Origin of the sequence: Slackia sp. CM382 (assembly GCF_000293015.1) — a bacterium.
Lineage (GTDB): Bacteria > Actinomycetota > Coriobacteriia > Coriobacteriales > Eggerthellaceae > Slackia > Slackia exigua.
This window is the reverse complement of sequence record NZ_ALNO01000011.1, coordinates 141,626-158,088: the sequence shown is the minus strand read 5'-3', so window position 1 is coordinate 158,088 and position 16,463 is coordinate 141,626. Positions and strand designations below refer to the sequence as shown.

The following is a 16,463-nucleotide window of genomic DNA, read 5'->3' as shown; positions in this document are numbered from 1 at the left end:
CGAGGCCCGCCATGAAGCAGAAGCGCATCGATGCAGGCTATGCCGTCGGATGCTCCAGCTCGAGCGGATTCACGATCTCGCCCCCGCGCGAAGCGTCGCGATGCGGGGAGAAGACCACGTTGGGGCCCGTCGAATCGTCCAAAGTGCCGAGCGTGTCCACGTCGCCATGCGCGGCGCGCAGATCGTCGATGGGGCCGAATTCGATGGCGCGCACCGGGCAGGCGCTCGCGCAGGCAGGATCGGGGCGGCCGTCTTCGGTGCGGTCCGTGCAGAAGACGCACTTATGCGACAGGCCGTCGGAAAGCTTGACGGGATGGTTGTACGGGCATACCTGCTCGCAGGTCATGCAGCCTATGCAGATCTCCTTGTCGTTGTTGACGATGCCCGTTTCCTCGTCTTTGGCCATGGCGCCGGTCGGACAGTTCTTCACGCACTGCGGATCCGCGCACTGCCCGCAGGTCATGGATACGTAGTATCCGAACGCCGCCCCCACGTACGCTCCCTGTCCGTCGGCCTGCCACTCGCCGCCGCCGAATTCCCAGACCTTGCGGAATTTCTCGGGCACGGTCAGGTCGTTGCGGTCGAAGCAGGCGACCATGCAGGCCTTGCAGCCGATGCAGATGTCGGTATTGACGTAAAAGCCCATCTGAGTCATTGAAGAAGCACCCCCTTATGCCTTCTCGATCTTGCAGAGATTCGTATGGACGCCGTTTCCCTTGGAGATCGGCGTCGGACGCTGGCTCGTCAGCACCGAGATGCAGCCGCCGCGATCGACGACGCTCGGGTCGCCGAGGGTCTTCGGATCACGCGACGCAGGATCGTACCAGGCGCCTTGCGGCAGAGAGACGACCCCGGGCATGATGCGCGCGGTCACCTTCGCCGGCACCTCGACCGTGCCGCGCTCGGTGGAGACGCGGACCGTATCGCCGTTCGCGATGCCGAGCTTCTTCGCGTCGCCCGCATTGATCCAGAGCTGCTGAGGATGAACCGACTCGAGCCATGCGACGTTCCCGTAGCTCGAATGCGTGCGGGACTTCGTATGGTGGCCGATAAGCTGGAAGGGGTAGTCCTTCATCGCCGCATCGTCGCCGTACGCCTCCTTGGCGACGTACCAGACGGGCAGCCCGGTTATCTGGTCGTATCCGTCATCGGGAATCACGCCGCCGCAGGTCAGATCCCACTGCTTCGACAGATTGTACGCCTGCTTGCTGAAGACCTCGTATTTGCCGGAGGGCGTCTTGATGGCCTCGGGCTTGGCGATCGCGGGCGTATGCTCGTCGGTCTGCTTCCACAGACCCTTCTCCTTGAATTCCTCGAAGGTGGCGCCGATATCGTCGCCGGCCTCCTTGCCCTGTTCCCAGAGCCATTCGACCCAGTCTTCCTGGGTTCGTCCCTCGGTGAAGTCCTCCTCGACGCCGAGCTCGGCAGCGACGAGGCGGCAGACCTCGTAGATAGGCTTGCATTCGAACATCGGGTCGATGGCAGGGCTTTCGCAGCAGGCGAATCCGGTCCAGGCGGTGCCGCCCTTGATGATGTCGGTCTCTTCGTAGGACGTGGTTGCCGGCAGGATGTAATCGGAGATCATGGCCGTGGGCGTCAGATAGATGTCGTGCGTCACGACGCAGCGCAGGCCGGAATCCTTCTCGTCGGGAAGATTGAAGATGCGCAGGCAGTCGTTGACGTCGGCATGTTGGTTGAGCATGACGTTGCTCGCGTAGTTCCAGATGAACTTGATCGGAGCCTTGAGCTTGATGTCGCCCGGCTTGCGCGCATAGGTCGTGGCGCCGGTCGCATCGATCGTGCGCACGCCCCAGGTGCGGTCGTCCATGACCGTGTAGTCCTCGATCGCCTGGTACCAGTCGAAGAACGAGATGCAGGTCTCGACCGAGTTCCTGTCGGCGAAGTTCGGCAGGTTCGCGGGGATCTTGTACGGCACGCCGCCCGTGCCCTCGCGCGCGCCGGTGCCGCCGCCGGAAATGCCCACGTTGCCGGTCAGCGTCGCGATCATCGCGATGGAGCGCGTGACGTTGCCGCCGTTGGCATGGCGCTGCGGGCCCCAGCCCTGGATGGTCGCCGTCGGGCCGTCCATGTACAGATCGGCGAGCCAGCGGATGGTGTCGGCGGGAACGCCGCAGATGGCGGACGCCCATTCAGGCGTCTTCTCGCCGGTGCCCCTGTAGGCGCCGGCGCCCATGAGATAGGCCTCGTAGGACATGTCCTCGTCGATGGAAAGGGCGCCGTCGGCATCGAAGCCCATGAACGCGTTGCTCGTCGGCTCGCCCTGCTTCACATCGTCGATGAACGTATCCGAGTAGAACCCGATGAACTTCTCGCGAATGAACGACTCGTCGAGCCTGCCCTCCGTATGGAGATAGTGCAGCATGCCGGCGACCAGGGCGGGATCGGTGCCGGGACGGACGGGCACCCACTGCGTTCCGACGCCGATGGCGGTATCGGACAGATGCGGGTCGATGACGACGATGTTCGCGTCGGGATTGTTCTCCTTGACCCACGTGATGAGCCAGACCATGGCAGAGCCCGACATGCGGGTGTTCGCGGGATTGTTGCCCCACAGCACGATGTTCTTGGAATTCACGAGGTCGGTGACTTCGTTGTTCGACCAGGCGTCGCCGTTGAACAGCGGGAGTTCCCAGGTTATCTGACCGGTCGAATAGTCGCAGTAATGCCTGAGGTAGCCGCCCCAGCAATTCATCATGCGCGCAAGCGCGGTGACGTCGGGAGCCCAGGACTTGGAGACGGTGCCGCCGAGCTGGCCCGTGCCGTACTGGATGTAGAAGGCGTCGTTGCCGTACTCCTCCTTGACGCCCTTCATGATCTCGGCGATTTCGGAAATGGCCTGATCCCAGGATATCTCCTCGTACTTTCCTTCTCCGCGCTTGGTGCCCTTCACGCGTTTGAGCGGCTTTTGGATGCGCGTCTCGTTATAGATGCGCTGGCGGTTCGAACGGCCGCGCAGGCAGGAGCGCATCTGATAGATGCCGCCCGGCTTGAAATCGTCGGACCCGTCCACGTCGGTCGAGACGCGCACGACCGTTCCGTCCTTCACGTACAGCTTGAGCGGGCAACGGCTGCCGCAATTCACATGGCAGCCTCCCCAGACGACCGAATCGTAGGCGAACGGCTCGGTCGAAAGCGACTGGTTCGACATGCCGTTCTCGTCGAGTTCGAGTGCGGAAGACGAAGCCGTGTCCTCTTTCTTGGCGCATCCCGCCAAGACGGCGCCCGCTCCGAATACCCCGGCCGCCGTCACGAACGACCGCCGAGACATGCCGGATCCGAACGCACGCGTGTCCGCGCTGCTTCGCATAGCAATCCCCCCTTATTCAGATATGCATTCCCCCAATGCGCATCAAGATACGAGGTTTTCGCAGGAACAGCCATAGAGCAGAACTTCTCGATTCATTGCATGTTTCTTATTGAACCCTTGCATCGCAGGTCCGAGACGCCGTGCCGGTACCGAAAGGAAACCGTAACCAATCGTTTACCAATGTTAAGGTCCGACGTAAAGGGACCATGCGACACTATGCGAATATCGCATGCGTCGTACGCAGGACTTCGCATTGCAGGGATGCGCGATCGCGCCGTACGGAGAAGGAGAAGCGAATGCCTCGAATTGGAAAGAAAGGCGCCGAATCGGATGCAGGGTCCGCAGGCGCCGACACGAAAGGGATGCTCCCCGTGCGTCCGGCCGATGCCGGAACGACCGCGGCGTTCGACCTCGGCGGCGACGACGGCATCCCGACGAGCGCGCTTGAGATGATCGAGAGGCGCAAGAAGACCAAGCGCCGCAAAAGGATCATCACCGCTGGGATCGTCGTCGGCGTGCTCGTCGTCGTCATCGCAGGCATCGTCACGCTCGCGCGCATGGGCGCCGCCGCGGCGGGAGCTGCGGCCTACGAAGACGCCCAGGTGACGCGCACCGACTTCGAATCCACCGTCTCGGCATCCGGCGCTATTCAGCCTATTTCGTCCGTCCAGGTCACACCTGAGGTCGACGGCATCATCTCCAATGTGTCCGTGTCGGTCGGCGACGAGGTCGAAGAGGGCGACACGCTCTTCACCCTGAAGAACGACGACCTCGACAAGGGCGTCGACGACGCCGAGCAGCAGGTGAAGACCGCGAAGAACGGGGTCAGATCGGCCCAGATCGCGCTCGACAAGGCCAACGACGCCTACGCCGATGCCACGAAGACGACGACCATCGATGTTCCCGCCTCCGTCGATATGGACGGCGACGGCCTCGACGACGAGACCCACGAACCTGCGCACGACGCCTACACGAAAACGACCGAGCCCGATCAATCGGCCGTCGACGCGGCGGCGCAAGGCGTGAGCGAAGCGAAGATCGGGGTGGACAACGCCAACATCTCGCTTGCAACCGCGCAGACCGCTCTGTCGCAGGCCCAGAAGAAAGCCGATAAACGCACGGTCACCGCCCAGAAGGGCGGAACCGTCATCGACGTGAAGGCGCAGGAGGGCGCGGCCTTCGGCGCTGCGCAGGGAGGATCGGCGGCAAGCGCCCAGGGCTCCCTCGTCACCATCGCCGACCTTTCCCAGATGCGCGTGACCGTGCAGGTCAACGAAGTGGATGTGAACAAGCTTTCCGTCGGCCAGACCGGCAAGGTCACGTTCTCCGCGCTTCCCGACGTCACGCTCGACGCGACCATCGACCGCATCGCGACGACCGCGACCAGCGCATCGCCCTCCCCGTCCTCGGGCGAAGGGGCGTCGGGCGGCACAGGCGTCGTCACCTATGCCGTCGAACTGGTCATATCCGATCCGGACGCAAACGTTAAGCCCGGCATGACCGCCAACGTCAAGATCGTCACCGAACGTTACGAGAACGTCCTGACCGTTCCCGCCGCCGCGCTCGTCGAGAAAGACGACGGCACGACGGCCGTCACCGTGCCATCGGTCGACGGCGGCGACGAAGGCTCCGCTCAGGCGACCGAAGAGCGCATCGTGACCGTCAAGGCCAAAGACGCGTCGACGGCGGTCGTCGAAGGGGACCTGAAGGACGGGGATACGATCCTCATCCCCGTCTCCACGGGCACCGACGCCGCGGCGGGCGCAGCCGCAACCGCTTAGGGGCGCGCCCATGTCAGCATTCAGTCAAACCGCACCCGTCGCCCGATCGGGCGACGGACCGCGAAACGGCCGGGAGCAGATCGTCCTCGACGTGCGCAATGTCCATCGCGTCTATGAGATGAAGGCGGGGTTCACGCATGCGCTCAAAGGCGTGTCCCTGACCGTGCGCAAGGGCGAGTTCCTCTGCATCATGGGCCCATCGGGCTCGGGCAAGTCGACGCTCATGAACACGCTCGGCTGCCTCGACCGCCCTACCTCGGGCAGCTACTTCCTCGAAGGGCTCGATGTCTCCAAGCTCGACGACGACGGCCTGGCCGAGATCAGATCCACCCGTCTCGGCTTCGTGTTCCAGTCGTTCAACCTGCTGCCGCGCGCCACCGTGCTGCGCAACGTGATGCTTCCGCTCATCTATTCCGACTGCCCCGTCTCCGAGCGGACGCTTCGCGCCGTGAAGGCCCTCAACGCCGTGTCGCTTCCGGAAGAATACTTCGATCATAAGTCGAACGAGCTTTCGGGCGGGCAGATGCAGCGCGTTGCCATCGCGCGCGCCCTCGTCAACAATCCGGCGCTCGTGCTCGCCGACGAGCCGACCGGCAACCTCGACTCGGCGACGGGACTCATGGTTCTCAAGACCTTCAGGCGCTTGAGCGATGCCGGCAAGACCGTCGTGCTCATCACCCATGACGCCGAGGTCTGCGAATGGGCCGACCGCGTCGTGCACATTCGCGACGGGAAGCTGCTGACCGACGAAGAGGAGCGCGCGGTCGTCGCCGCGAGCCATACCGATGGAAGGGGGCTGACATGAAGCTTCGAGACCTTCTGCTAGAGACCTGGTCGGCCCTCACGGCCAACAAGGGCCGCAGCATGCTCACGATACTCGGCATCGTCATCGGCATCGCGGCGGTCATCACCATGACCGCGCTCATCGGCGGCATCAAGCAGTCGCTCGTCAGCGAGCTGGGCCTCAACCAATCCCGCGCCGTGATGATCTATGCGAATGCCGGACGCACCGTCACGGTCGACGAGCTTGACAAGATCTCCCAAGGCATCGGGAAATACGAGTACCTTTCCGGAGCGCAGGGATCTTCTGCCCAGCTGACCTCGGGCAAGAAGCAAACCAGCACCACCGTTCTCGGCGTCGGGAAAGGCTTCGTCACCGCGAACGGCGGCAAGATCGTCAGCGGGCGCGATTTCACCGATGAGGAATACGCCTCGGGAGCCATGGTCGCCCTGATCGAGAAGAACACGGCGAGCAAGATCTTCGGCGCCGACACGAATCCCGTCGGCAAGGCCATGAGCATAGGAAACGACCAGTATACTGTCGTCGGCGTCGTCGAGATGTCGGGGCTTTTGGGCGGTTCGTCGGGAGCGTGGGTTCCCTTCAACACCAGCGCCACCCGTCTCACGGGCAACAACGGCGTGGACTCCATCGTCGGATACGCCAAAGATGGCGAAGATATGGGCACGGTGCAGCAGGAGACCAAGAAATACCTGCAATCCTATTTCAATCTGCCTCCCGATCGGGCTCAGGAAGAGATCTACGTCGAGACCATGGAATCCGTCCAGAACCAGCTCGATTCGATGCTCATGGCGTTTCAGATCATGATGACCATGGTCGCGAGCATATCGCTGCTCGTCGGCGGCATCGGCATCATGAACATGATGCTCACCAACGTGACCGAACGCATCCGCGAGATCGGCCTGCGCAAGGCCCTGGGCGCCCGAAGCGCCGACATCACGAAGCAGTTCCTCATGGAATCGGTCGCGCTCTGCCTGTCGGGCGGCATTATAGGAACCGTGTTCGGATATCTCGGCGCATGGGGTCTGGCGCAGGGCGCGGGACTGTTCCTGCCCGGCATGACCGTCACGCCGGCGTTCTCCGTCGCCACGGTCGTCATCGTCGTGGCCATCTGCACCATCATCGGCATCGTCTTCGGCTACGGGCCGGCACGGCGCGCCGCCAAGCTCGACCCGGTCGAAAGCCTGCATTACCAGTAAGGGTCCATGCAGCGCCGGCCTGCAAGGCGAGCCGGCGAAACCGGACATAGACACGCAGAGGGGCGCGGCCCGAAACCTCGGCCGCGCCCCTCTTGCATCTCTATCTCTGCATGCGATTCGCGCGAACGATACGCGCCTAGCTCATGCGCCGCCGCAGCAAGGCCCCTACGAGCAGAGCGCCGGCCGCAACCCCTGCGGCAAGGGGCGCGAGGGAAAGCATGGAATCGCCGGTTTGCGGCAAGATGCCGCTCGACTTCGCCTTGGTCGTGGATACAGGCGCCTTCGGAGACTCCGGTTGCGGCGCCGGCATCGGTTTCTTGTCGTAGACGGCATAGACCGTCATATCGCCGTTGACCACGGTCGAGCCGTCGAACGCATCGCCCGTGCCGTCCTGCGCGGTGTTCCATCCTTTGAAGACGTATCCGTCCTTGGAGGGATTCGCGGGCATGGATTCGTCCGTCAGGGCGTCGCCGTCGATCGTCTTGCCTCGCTCGGCCTTGACGGAGGCGTAGGTGTCGTCATCGTTCACGAAGGTCACGGTGCAAGGCTGAGAGGCATCGACCCTGAAGCTGTAGGTCATGAGATTGGGTTTGTCGGCCGGAGCGGCCGCGTCGCGGCCGGCATCGTTCTGCTTCGCGGCGAAGAGCATGGGGATGCGGGCATACCAATGCTTGTTATCGTATTGCGCGGACGTATCCTTGTTGATGATGGCATCGTTGCTCGAGGAGCTCACGACCTCGTGCGCGCCGTATGCGTAGGCGACCACCGTGCTGTCCTGGTCGCGCGCCACCTGGTCGGTCACCTTGAGACCGTCGATGCTCAAGGTCGCGGACTGCACGTTCTGAATGCGCGCATACAGATCCTTCAAGGGCTCGTATTCCCCGTGAGGCTTGAGGCGCGCCTTCACCACGAGCCTCTTGCCGCCCCTCTCTTGCGTGGCGCTCAAATCGAAACCGTCTACGCCCGTAAGCTTGTAGGCGGTCGAGTCGGTGGCTTCGAGACCTTCGGGCAGATCGAGCACGAACGCGAACGCGCCGTCCGAACTCGCAAGGCCGTTTTCGGGCAAGTCGTTGAGCATCGTGTAGTATGCCGGGAACTCCGAGTTGATGACCGCCAACAGAGCGGTGTTGCGCACCCGTTTGAACATATCGAGATCGAGCTTGAGGTCGAGATTCACGGTATCGCCCACCTCATGCTTCACGACAGCGGTGCTTGATTCTCCACGTTCCTGGATATCGCCGCGGATGTTGTAGTCCGTCGAATCGACGGTCAGCACGTCCGTTTTGTAGTCGAAGCCATAGGGATTCCACTGCTTGCCACCTTGCCAGTGGTTGAGCGCAGGATCGGCCGGCTCCTTATGGGGAAGGTCCATCGAATAGAGCGCCCAGTACTGCGCGATGGATTCTTTGAGATCATCTTCTGCCGCTTTGTTCGCGATGATGCCCGCATCGGGGAAACCGGGCATGTAGTACTCATGCGCGACGTCGTCCGACCACTTGAGCCTGCTGTTCTGGAAGTAATCGACAAGGTAGGCGGGCATGACGCGATGCAGGCCGGACTCATCGGTATACCAGCAGAGCTCTGCCCAGTAGTTGCCGTCGACCTGAGCCTTGTACTCATCGGGAATGGGCTCTTCGGCCTGTGCCGGCGCGGCGGCGATCGGCGAGAGCGCAAGCACGAACGCGACGGCGGCGCTTGCGAGCGCGCATGCGCCCAGCCATGAGCCATGCAAGGCGCACGCGGCATGTGCCTTATGCCCTGAACGTTGTTGCATGATGCCCCTTTCTTCGTTTCTGAAATGTTTCGTATTCTCTCGTAAACATTCAGAAAAGGCAACGATGAGGGTCTGCCGCGCTGTCCGACATGCCCGTGCGGACATCAGGCGGAAGCTGAGCGACGAAGTCGCCATGATCGAGGCGTCCGAGCTCGATCATCGAAGGCATGCGATCGCGAGGACCCGCCGACATGCCCGCCTCGTCCAGAAAGACGACGAGCGCGCCTCCGTCCATGAGGACGACGCCCGCCTTTTCCGCATATTCCCGCGCATTCTTGGAGAAGCGGCCGGTCGTGACGAAATACATCAGGTCGGCGCGTTCCGATTCGTTCGCGCCCACGAGCTTCTGAATGGCCGGCCGCCCGACGGACGACCGCTCCGGGTCGTAGCATTTGCACTCGACGATGCCCGTCTGGCCTGCACGGCCTATCCGCGCATCGAAGCCTCCGTCGTTCGTGCGCGCCGTGGTTTTCGCCTGCCATCCGTGCGCACGGAACGCTTCCGCCACCAGACGCTCGAAGCGATGCGGTTCATCGACGAAGCGATCGTGCACGGCCTGCGCGCTGAGGCGGATGTGCGAATCCTCCCACGCGTCGCGCCCGCGCATCGCCTTATCGATCTCCAACCGGTGCTGCGCAACCTCGTGCCCATCGGCGCGCAGCGCCCAGGCGACGGCATAGACGTCCTCCGCGCCGCGAACATCCGGCGTTTTCTCGCTCGAGATGCGCCAGTCGTCGATATCGACGAAACTCGGTGCAGAGACGAGCCGATTGCCCGCATACCGCCGATCGCGGGCACCATCCTTGTTCGCCTGTTCCCAATACGGGACATGAAGCGTCATCTTGCCTGGGCGGACGAGCATGCCCGGACGGACGTCGATCCTGCAGGGTTCGAGAAGACGGGCATCGAGATGATACAGCGCGGCAAACCGCGCCATGAGAGCCTTCTGCCTGCGCAAATACGCACGACGGCGAAGCCTGGCTATGACGAAGGCAGCACCCGCAATGACGAGAACGACGCCCGCAATGATAAGAATGCCCGCAAGCATGACTGGAATAAACGCGATGAAAGAATCCACCCGCATAGCTCTTTCTGAAATCCGATGCGTCCGACGACCCGAGGGGAAGCCGGTCGCATCGCCGCTAGTTCGACCAGAGGTATCCGGCGCCGCGGACGGTTTCGATGCGCTGCGCCACCTCGGGGCCGAGCTTCGCGCGCAGACGTCTGACATGCACGTCCACCGTGCGCGACCCGCCGTAGTAATCGAAGCCCCAGACCTGGCTCAGCAACACCTCGCGCGAATAGATGCGATCCGGATGCGTGACCAGGAACGACAGCAGCTCGTATTCCATGTACGTGAGATCGATCGGATCGTCGCCCACCTTCACCTGATAGGTGGCGAGATTGATGCTCATGGGGCCGACCTGCAGGAAATCGGCGTCCGACGTGGCTTCGCCCGGCCACAGCAATCTGCGGCACCGGAGCTTCAGCTCTTCGTCCGACGCCCCCTCGCACGCGAAATCGAAGGGCATGCGCACGGGAAGCGAGGTATCGGGCAATGCCGTGCCGTTCACGAGGGCGAGCAACGCCGACTGCCCTGCCCCATCCCGCAACGATTCCTCGAGCGCGGCGAAATCGACCGGCGTCGACGTGGCGTCGACCACGAACAGGTCGATTCCCGATCCGAGGCCCCGATGCGCGGCAAGCGCATCGGAAAGCGGGACTTTCAACACGCTGACCTCGGCATCCATATGAGCGAACAGATCGCGGACGCGCGACGGCGCAAGCGCTTCGCCGCATGAGACGGCTATCGTCTTCCTATGCATGCGTCCGCCTCCTCACAGCTTCGGCAGATACCGGTCGATTTCCCATCGCGACACCTGGCTTCGGTATTCCTCCCATTCGGCGCGCTTGGTGGAAACCAGGTAATCATGCACGTAATCGCCGAGGATGTCACGCATGAGGTCGGACGCCTCGAATGCATCGACGGCACGGGAAAGGTCGGTCGGCAGAGGATCGATGCCGAGCTCGGCACGCTGCGCAGGCGTCATCGAGAACAGATCGCTTTCGACGGGCGCCGGCAGCGGAAGCTCTTCTTCGATGCCTTTGAGCCCCGCACCGAACGTGACGGCCAGCGTCAGATACGGGTTGGCGGCGGAATCGGCGTTGCGCAGCTGGATGCGTGCGGAGATTTCCTTGCTCGGCTTGAAGCGCGGGATGCGCACGATGGTGGAACGGTTGCGATTGCCCCAGGAAATATGCGTCGGTGCGTCGAATCCCGTGACGAGCCGCTTATACGAATTCACGTACTGGTTCGTGACCAGCATGAATTCGGGAGCGTACTTCAGAATGCCTGCGATGTAGCGCTTCGCGAGCGTGGAAAGCCCGTAGCCGTCGGGGTCGTTCGCATCGTAGAAGGCGTTGCCGTCTTCGGTCAGAAGCGACTCGTGCACGAACATCGCGCTGCCCGAAACGCCGGTCAAGGGCTTGGGCATGAACGAGGCGTGCACGCCGTGGGCGCTTGCGATCTCCTTCACCACCAGACGTGCGGTCATGACCGCGTCGGCCGCGGAAAGCGCATCGGAGAAGCCGAGATCGATCTCGTGCTGCGACGGCGCGTCCTCATGCAAGGACGCCTGGACGGGAACGCCCATCTGCTCAAGCGTCAGAATGGTTTCCCGACGCAGGTCGGAAGCGTTGTCAAGCGGCGTCAGATCGAAATAGCCGCCGCAATCGATGGGCTCAGGAACGGCCGCGTCTTTGAAATAGAAATACTCGAGCTCGGTGCCCGCATTCAGGATCAGGCCCTTCTCGGCGCCACGCTTGAGCACGTTCATGAGGATATGGCGCGAATCGCCGATCGAAGGGACGCCCTCCGGCGTGCGGATATCGCAGAACATCCTGGCCACACCCTTGTCTTGAGGACGCCACGGAAGCACTTGGAATGTAGACGGGTCAGGAAAGACGAGCATGTCGGACTTCTGGTCTTCGCGCTTGACGCCGTCGATCGCCGATCCGTCGAACCCGATGCCTTCGACCAGGGCCTCTTCCACAGCCGAAGGCGTGATGGCGAAGCTTTTCAGATTGCCGAGCAGATCGGTGAACCACAGTCGGATGAAGCGGATGTCCCGCTCTTCGATCTGCTTGTTGACGTAGCGTATGGTGTCGATCATGCGTCGGTCCTTTCAACGATGCCGAGACGACGCGCCATCACGCGGTTCGCTTCGAGTTCGACCGCGTCGTCGAGCGGGGCGAGTTCGACCGCGTCGCCGCGCCGCTCGAACGCCTGCTTCAATAGATAGTCTGCCACCTGCGGATTCTTAGGCAGAAGCGGGCCGTGCAGATAGGTGCCGATCAGATTTCCCTGATGAACGCCCTCGAAGCCGTCTTCGCCGTTGTTGCCGAACGCGGAACCGAGAACGCGGCCGAGCGGACGTGCGCCCGAACCCAGCGCGGTGCGTCCGCCATGGTTCTCGAACCCGATGATGGGCATCGGACAGATGTCGCTCTGAATAGCTGCATTGCCGATTAGGCGTCCCTCGCCGCGCACCGTTTCCATATCGACGATACCCAGGCCCTCGACGGCGGTATCGCCCATGACATAGCTATGACCGAGGAACTGGTATCCTCCGCACACGGCGAGCAAGACGCCTCCGTCGGCCACATAGGATGCCAGCTCATGACGCGCTTTGACAATCGCATCCTTCACGATCAGCTGCTCGCGGTCGGCTCCGCCTCCGAAGAAGACGATGTCGGCCTGGGCGAAATCGGGCATCTGCCCGGCATCGACGTCGCGCATCGTGACCTGCCGCACGAGGACGGGAAGCCCCCGCCATGCAAGGCGCCGCTCGAGCGCGATGACGTTGCCGCCGTCACCGTACAGGTTCAGAAGCTCGGGAAACATATGCAGGATGACGAGCGGCCCGGCCGCACGCGACGAAGACGCCATGCTATCGCTCCCCTTCCGTGTCGGCCGAGACGGCCGGCACCCCGCCGGCCAACGCGGCGACCGCGTCAGGATCGGCGGCGATCGCATCGATCTGGCGACGCACCTCGGGAAGCGCCGTGTAGTTCGCGATGATGTAGACCTTCCCGTCTTCGGGAGACGTCGCGTCGAGCACATCCCGCACGTCGGAGACCACGCGCGCATCTATGCCCGCGTACTTCAGGCGCACCTGCATATCGTGCGCACGCGAACCGCCGACGAACGCCTTCAGCCCTTCGATCTTCGACCAGCGTTCGAAGTCGATGTCGAAGAACCAGGAGACGTCGCGGCCGTCGGGGTCGTTGTCGTTGACGAACAGGGCGAGCACGCGCCCTCTCTCGGCGAGCACGATGCCGATGTTCTGGTTGAACCCGGTCGGATTCTTCGCGAGGTTCGTCATGAGCGTACGGTTCCCCAGCTCGTACGTCTGAAGACGTCCGTTTTCCGGATGATAGGCGCTCACGGCGCGCTGAAAGCCTTCGAAGGATACCAGGCCGGAGAGCATGGAGACGGCATAGGCCGCAAGCACGTTGTAGAGCATGTAGGTGCCCGTCTGCCCCGTGCGCACCTGGCGTCCATCGATGTCGAACACCAGCTCACCGGCGTCAAGACGTACGTTCTTCGCCTCGAAACGCAGGTCGGGACGCTTCCATCCGCACTGCGGGCAGCGATACGAGCCGAGCTGGCCGTAGTGGATGTAATCGTAATCGAGCTGCGCCCCGCATGACTGGCAGAAGCGGCTTTCGCTGATGCGGTCGGCCGCAAGCCCGAGGTCGCTCGATATGCCGAACGCGACCTTGGGATTGCCGATGCGCTCGGCGATGCCGGCGCAGAGCGGGTCGTCGCCGTTGTAGACGAACGCGGTTTCAGGGCTGGACGCAAGCGCGCCTGCGACGACGTCTTGGATATGGTCGATCTCGCCGAACCGATCGAGCTGGTCGCGGAAGAGATTGAGCAGCAGGAAGAACCTCGGGCGCGCCTTCGGGACGACGAAGCGCGTGTACATCTCGTCGCACTCGAAGGTGGCGATGGGCACGTCGCTTTCAGCCGCCGCGCCGACGCGCACAGGCTTGACGAGCATCGACGTGACGACGCCCGATTCGAGGTTGTTTCCTTCGCGGTTGCAGTGCAGAGGACGTCCGCTCGTAGCCAGGCAGTCGGCGATCAGGTTGTTCGTCGTCGTCTTGCCGTTCGTTCCGGCGACCACCGATACGACCTCGGTCGATTCCGTCAAACCCGCAAGCACGTCGCGGTCGAGCCGAAGCGCGATGCTGCCGGGAATGTTGCCGGCGGCGCGATGCATGAAGGTCAGGCCGGCCCAGCGGGCCGACCTTCCCATGAATGCGGCGAAGGAGGAGCGTGGACGCATGAGGCTCCTTTTACATGTAGAAGAGGATGTCGTCGTAGGTAGGAACCGGCCAGTAGTCGCGCGCGACGATGGGCTCCATCGCGTCGACGCTCGCGCGCAGGCGCTCCATGAGCGGAGCGATCGTGTGCGCATAGGCGTCGGCCTGCTCCTGCGCATCCGCCAGGGCGCGCGTCGCATCATGGGCGGCACGCAGCGCGTCGATCCCCTCGTAGATGGCATCCACGCCGGCGAGCAGCATTTCGAGCTCGCGGCGCTCGTGAGCCATCGAGGCGGTGGGCTGCGCGCCTTCGATGGTCGTGATGCCCTTGGCGATCTTCGTCGCATACGCGCTGATGACCGGCAGGTACGTACGGCGTGCCATCCGCAGCATCGTAGTGGCCTCGATATTCATGAGCTTGTTGTACTTCTCGAGCTTGACCTCGTAGCGGCTGCGAACCTCGGGCTCGGTGAGAACGCCCATCTCGCCGAACAGATCGATGCTCTTCTGGCTGACGAAGCACGGCAGCGCATCGGCCGTGGTCTTGAGATTGCTCAAGCCGCGACGTTCGGCCTCGCGTTCCCACTCCTCCGCATAGCCGTCGCCGGAAAACAGGATGCGGGTATGCTCGGACAGCGTCTTGCGCGCGTATTCGAGCGCGGCGTGTTCGAACGAGACGCTCGTGTCGCGCACTTCCATCGCATCGGCGAAATCCTTCAGGGACTTCGCGACGGCCGTGTTCAGAATGAGGTTCGCATCGGACACGTTCTGAGAGGATCCCGGCATGCGGAATTCGAACTTGTTGCCGGTGAAGGCGAACGGGCTCGTGCGGTTGCGGTCGGTCGTGTCGCGATCGAAGGTCGGAAGGACATCGACGCCGAAATCGAGCTGGGCATGGGATACGTGGCCGGCGAGCTGGCCGGACACGAGACCCTCGACGACGCCCGACAGCTCGTCGCCCAGAAAGATGGACACGATGGCCGGCGGCGCCTCGTGCGCCCCGAGGCGATGGTCGTTGCCGCAGGATGCCGTCGACATGCGCAGCAGGTCCTGGTAATTGTCGACCGCCTCGATAACGCAGGTCAAGATGACAGCGAACTGCAGGTTGTCCTCGGGCGCATCGCCCGGGTCGAGGAAATTCTCGGATTCGGACCCGAACGACCAGTTGTTATGCTTGCCCGATCCGTTGATGCCCTCGAAGGGCTTCTCGTGCTGGAGGCAGACGAGGTCGTGGTGCGATGCGAGCAGGCGCATCTCCTCCATCGTGAGCAGGTTCTCGTCGACCGCACGGTTCACGTTGCAGAACACGGGCGCGAGTTCGTGCTGGGCGGGAGCGACCTCGTTGTGCTTGGTCTTCGCAGCGATGGCGAACCCCCAGAGCACGTCGTCGAGCTCCTTCATGAAGGCGTTGACCGTCGGGCGGATGGCGCCGAAATAATGCTCGTCGAGCTCCTGCCCTTTGCAGGGCGGCGCCCCGAAGAGCGTGCGGCCGCACATGATGAGGTCCTGGCGTTTGGCATAGACCTCCTCGGGTATGAGGAAGTATTCCTGTTCGTTGCCGACGTTGACCTGGATGCTCGACGGATGCTTGCCGAAGAGCGCGAGCACGCGCTTGGATTGCTTTTCGATGGCCGAGATGGAACGCAGAAGCGGCGTCTTCTTGTCGAGCGCTTCGCCGTTGTACGAGCAGAACGCCGTCGGAATGCAAAGGACCTCGTCCTTGATGAAGGCGTAGCTCGTCGGATCCCAAGCGGAATAGCCGCGGGCTTCGAAGGTCGCGCGCAGGCCGCCCGAAGGGAAGCTCGAAGCATCGGGCTCGCCCTGGACGAGCTCCTTGCCGGTGAACTTCGTGATGGCCGTGCCGTCATGGCAGGGCTCGAGGAAGGCGTCGTGCTTTTCGGACGTGATGCCCGTCAGAGGCTGGAACCAATGGGCGTAATGCGTGGCACCGTGGCTCAAGGCCCATTCCTTCATGCCGTGGGCAACGGAGTTCGCGACCTCGAGGTCGAGCGGTTTCCCCTGCTTGATCGTCAGATTAAGCTTCGCATACGTATCCGAAGGAAGGTATTCGCGCATCACCTGGTCGGAAAAGACCGTCGTGCCGTAGCGCTCTGAAAGGTTCCTCATCGATTGGCTCCTTGGGACCGGGATGAACTTCCTGCATCATACCGCACGCCCTGCGCAGACGCGTTGCGCGCGGGTTAACGGAAAGCGGCGCGGCCGGCACCCGAAGATGCCGGCCGCGGCCGAG

At 63.0% G+C, this 16,463-nt stretch carries 12 protein-coding genes; 3 read left to right on the top strand and 9 right to left on the bottom strand.

Going from position 1 to position 16,463, the window contains the following annotated elements; genetic code table 11:
* Window positions 1–37 precede the first annotated feature (37 nt).
* Both HMPREF1155_RS04925 and HMPREF1155_RS04920 read right to left on the bottom strand, forming a co-directional pair.
* Window positions 38–655, bottom strand: coding sequence for a 4Fe-4S dicluster domain-containing protein (locus HMPREF1155_RS04925; RefSeq protein WP_006363223.1), 618 nt, complete (start codon window positions 653–655; stop codon window positions 38–40).
* Window positions 656–670: 15 nt separating this feature from the next.
* Window positions 671–3,328: a DMSO/selenate family reductase complex A subunit gene (locus HMPREF1155_RS04920; protein WP_009078008.1), complete on the bottom strand. Its 2,658-nt coding sequence runs from the start codon at window positions 3,326–3,328 to the stop codon at window positions 671–673.
* A 296-nt stretch (window positions 3,329–3,624) separates the two neighbouring features.
* On the opposite strand from HMPREF1155_RS04920, the gene HMPREF1155_RS04915 reads away from it, so the two are divergent.
* Genes HMPREF1155_RS04915 through HMPREF1155_RS04905 form a run of 3 tightly spaced genes read left to right on the top strand, consistent with a single transcriptional unit; the run spans window position 3,625 to window position 7,107 of the window.
* Complete coding sequence (locus HMPREF1155_RS04915) at window positions 3,625–5,109, top strand: efflux RND transporter periplasmic adaptor subunit (RefSeq protein ID WP_009077905.1); 1,485 nt, start codon at window positions 3,625–3,627, stop codon at window positions 5,107–5,109.
* A 10-nt stretch (window positions 5,110–5,119) separates the two neighbouring features.
* The gene (locus HMPREF1155_RS04910) at window positions 5,120–5,914 is read left to right on the top strand and encodes an ABC transporter ATP-binding protein (RefSeq protein WP_009077832.1); all 795 of its coding nucleotides are present in this window, start codon (window positions 5,120–5,122) and stop codon (window positions 5,912–5,914) included.
* Entirely contained in the window at window positions 5,911–7,107 is a 1,197-nt protein-coding gene (locus HMPREF1155_RS04905) for an ABC transporter permease (protein ID WP_009077924.1), read from the top strand. Before HMPREF1155_RS04910 ends, HMPREF1155_RS04905 begins: the two co-directional genes overlap by 4 nt.
* Before the next feature lie 136 nt (window positions 7,108–7,243).
* On the opposite strand, the gene HMPREF1155_RS04900 is transcribed toward HMPREF1155_RS04905, so the two are convergent.
* The 7 genes from HMPREF1155_RS04900 to HMPREF1155_RS04870 are packed head-to-tail and all read right to left on the bottom strand — an operon-like array spanning window position 7,244 to window position 16,339.
* Complete coding sequence (locus HMPREF1155_RS04900; RefSeq protein WP_009077869.1) at window positions 7,244–8,881, bottom strand: InlB B-repeat-containing protein; 1,638 nt, start codon at window positions 8,879–8,881, stop codon at window positions 7,244–7,246.
* Between the two features lie 49 nt (window positions 8,882–8,930).
* The gene (locus HMPREF1155_RS04895) at window positions 8,931–9,965 is read right to left on the bottom strand and encodes a restriction endonuclease (protein WP_039993386.1); all 1,035 of its coding nucleotides are present in this window, start codon (window positions 9,963–9,965) and stop codon (window positions 8,931–8,933) included.
* Window positions 9,966–10,023: 58 nt separating this feature from the next.
* Complete coding sequence (locus tag HMPREF1155_RS04890; RefSeq protein WP_009078027.1) at window positions 10,024–10,707, bottom strand: winged helix-turn-helix domain-containing protein; 684 nt, start codon at window positions 10,705–10,707, stop codon at window positions 10,024–10,026.
* A gap of 12 nt (window positions 10,708–10,719) precedes the next feature.
* Complete coding sequence (locus HMPREF1155_RS04885) at window positions 10,720–12,054, bottom strand: glutamine synthetase family protein (RefSeq protein ID WP_009077914.1); 1,335 nt, start codon at window positions 12,052–12,054, stop codon at window positions 10,720–10,722.
* Window positions 12,051–12,830: a type 1 glutamine amidotransferase gene (locus HMPREF1155_RS04880; protein ID WP_009078045.1), complete on the bottom strand. Its 780-nt coding sequence runs from the start codon at window positions 12,828–12,830 to the stop codon at window positions 12,051–12,053. The genes HMPREF1155_RS04885 and HMPREF1155_RS04880 overlap by 4 nt, the downstream gene beginning before the upstream one ends.
* 1 nt (window position 12,831) lies before the next feature.
* Window positions 12,832–14,235 (bottom strand): Mur ligase family protein, encoded by a 1,404-nt coding sequence (locus tag HMPREF1155_RS04875; protein ID WP_009077947.1) that lies wholly within the window; start codon window positions 14,233–14,235, stop codon window positions 12,832–12,834.
* 10 nt (window positions 14,236–14,245) lie between these two features.
* Entirely contained in the window at window positions 14,246–16,339 is a 2,094-nt protein-coding gene (locus HMPREF1155_RS04870; protein WP_009077778.1) for a glutamine synthetase III, read from the bottom strand.
* Window positions 16,340–16,463: the final 124 nt, after the last annotated feature.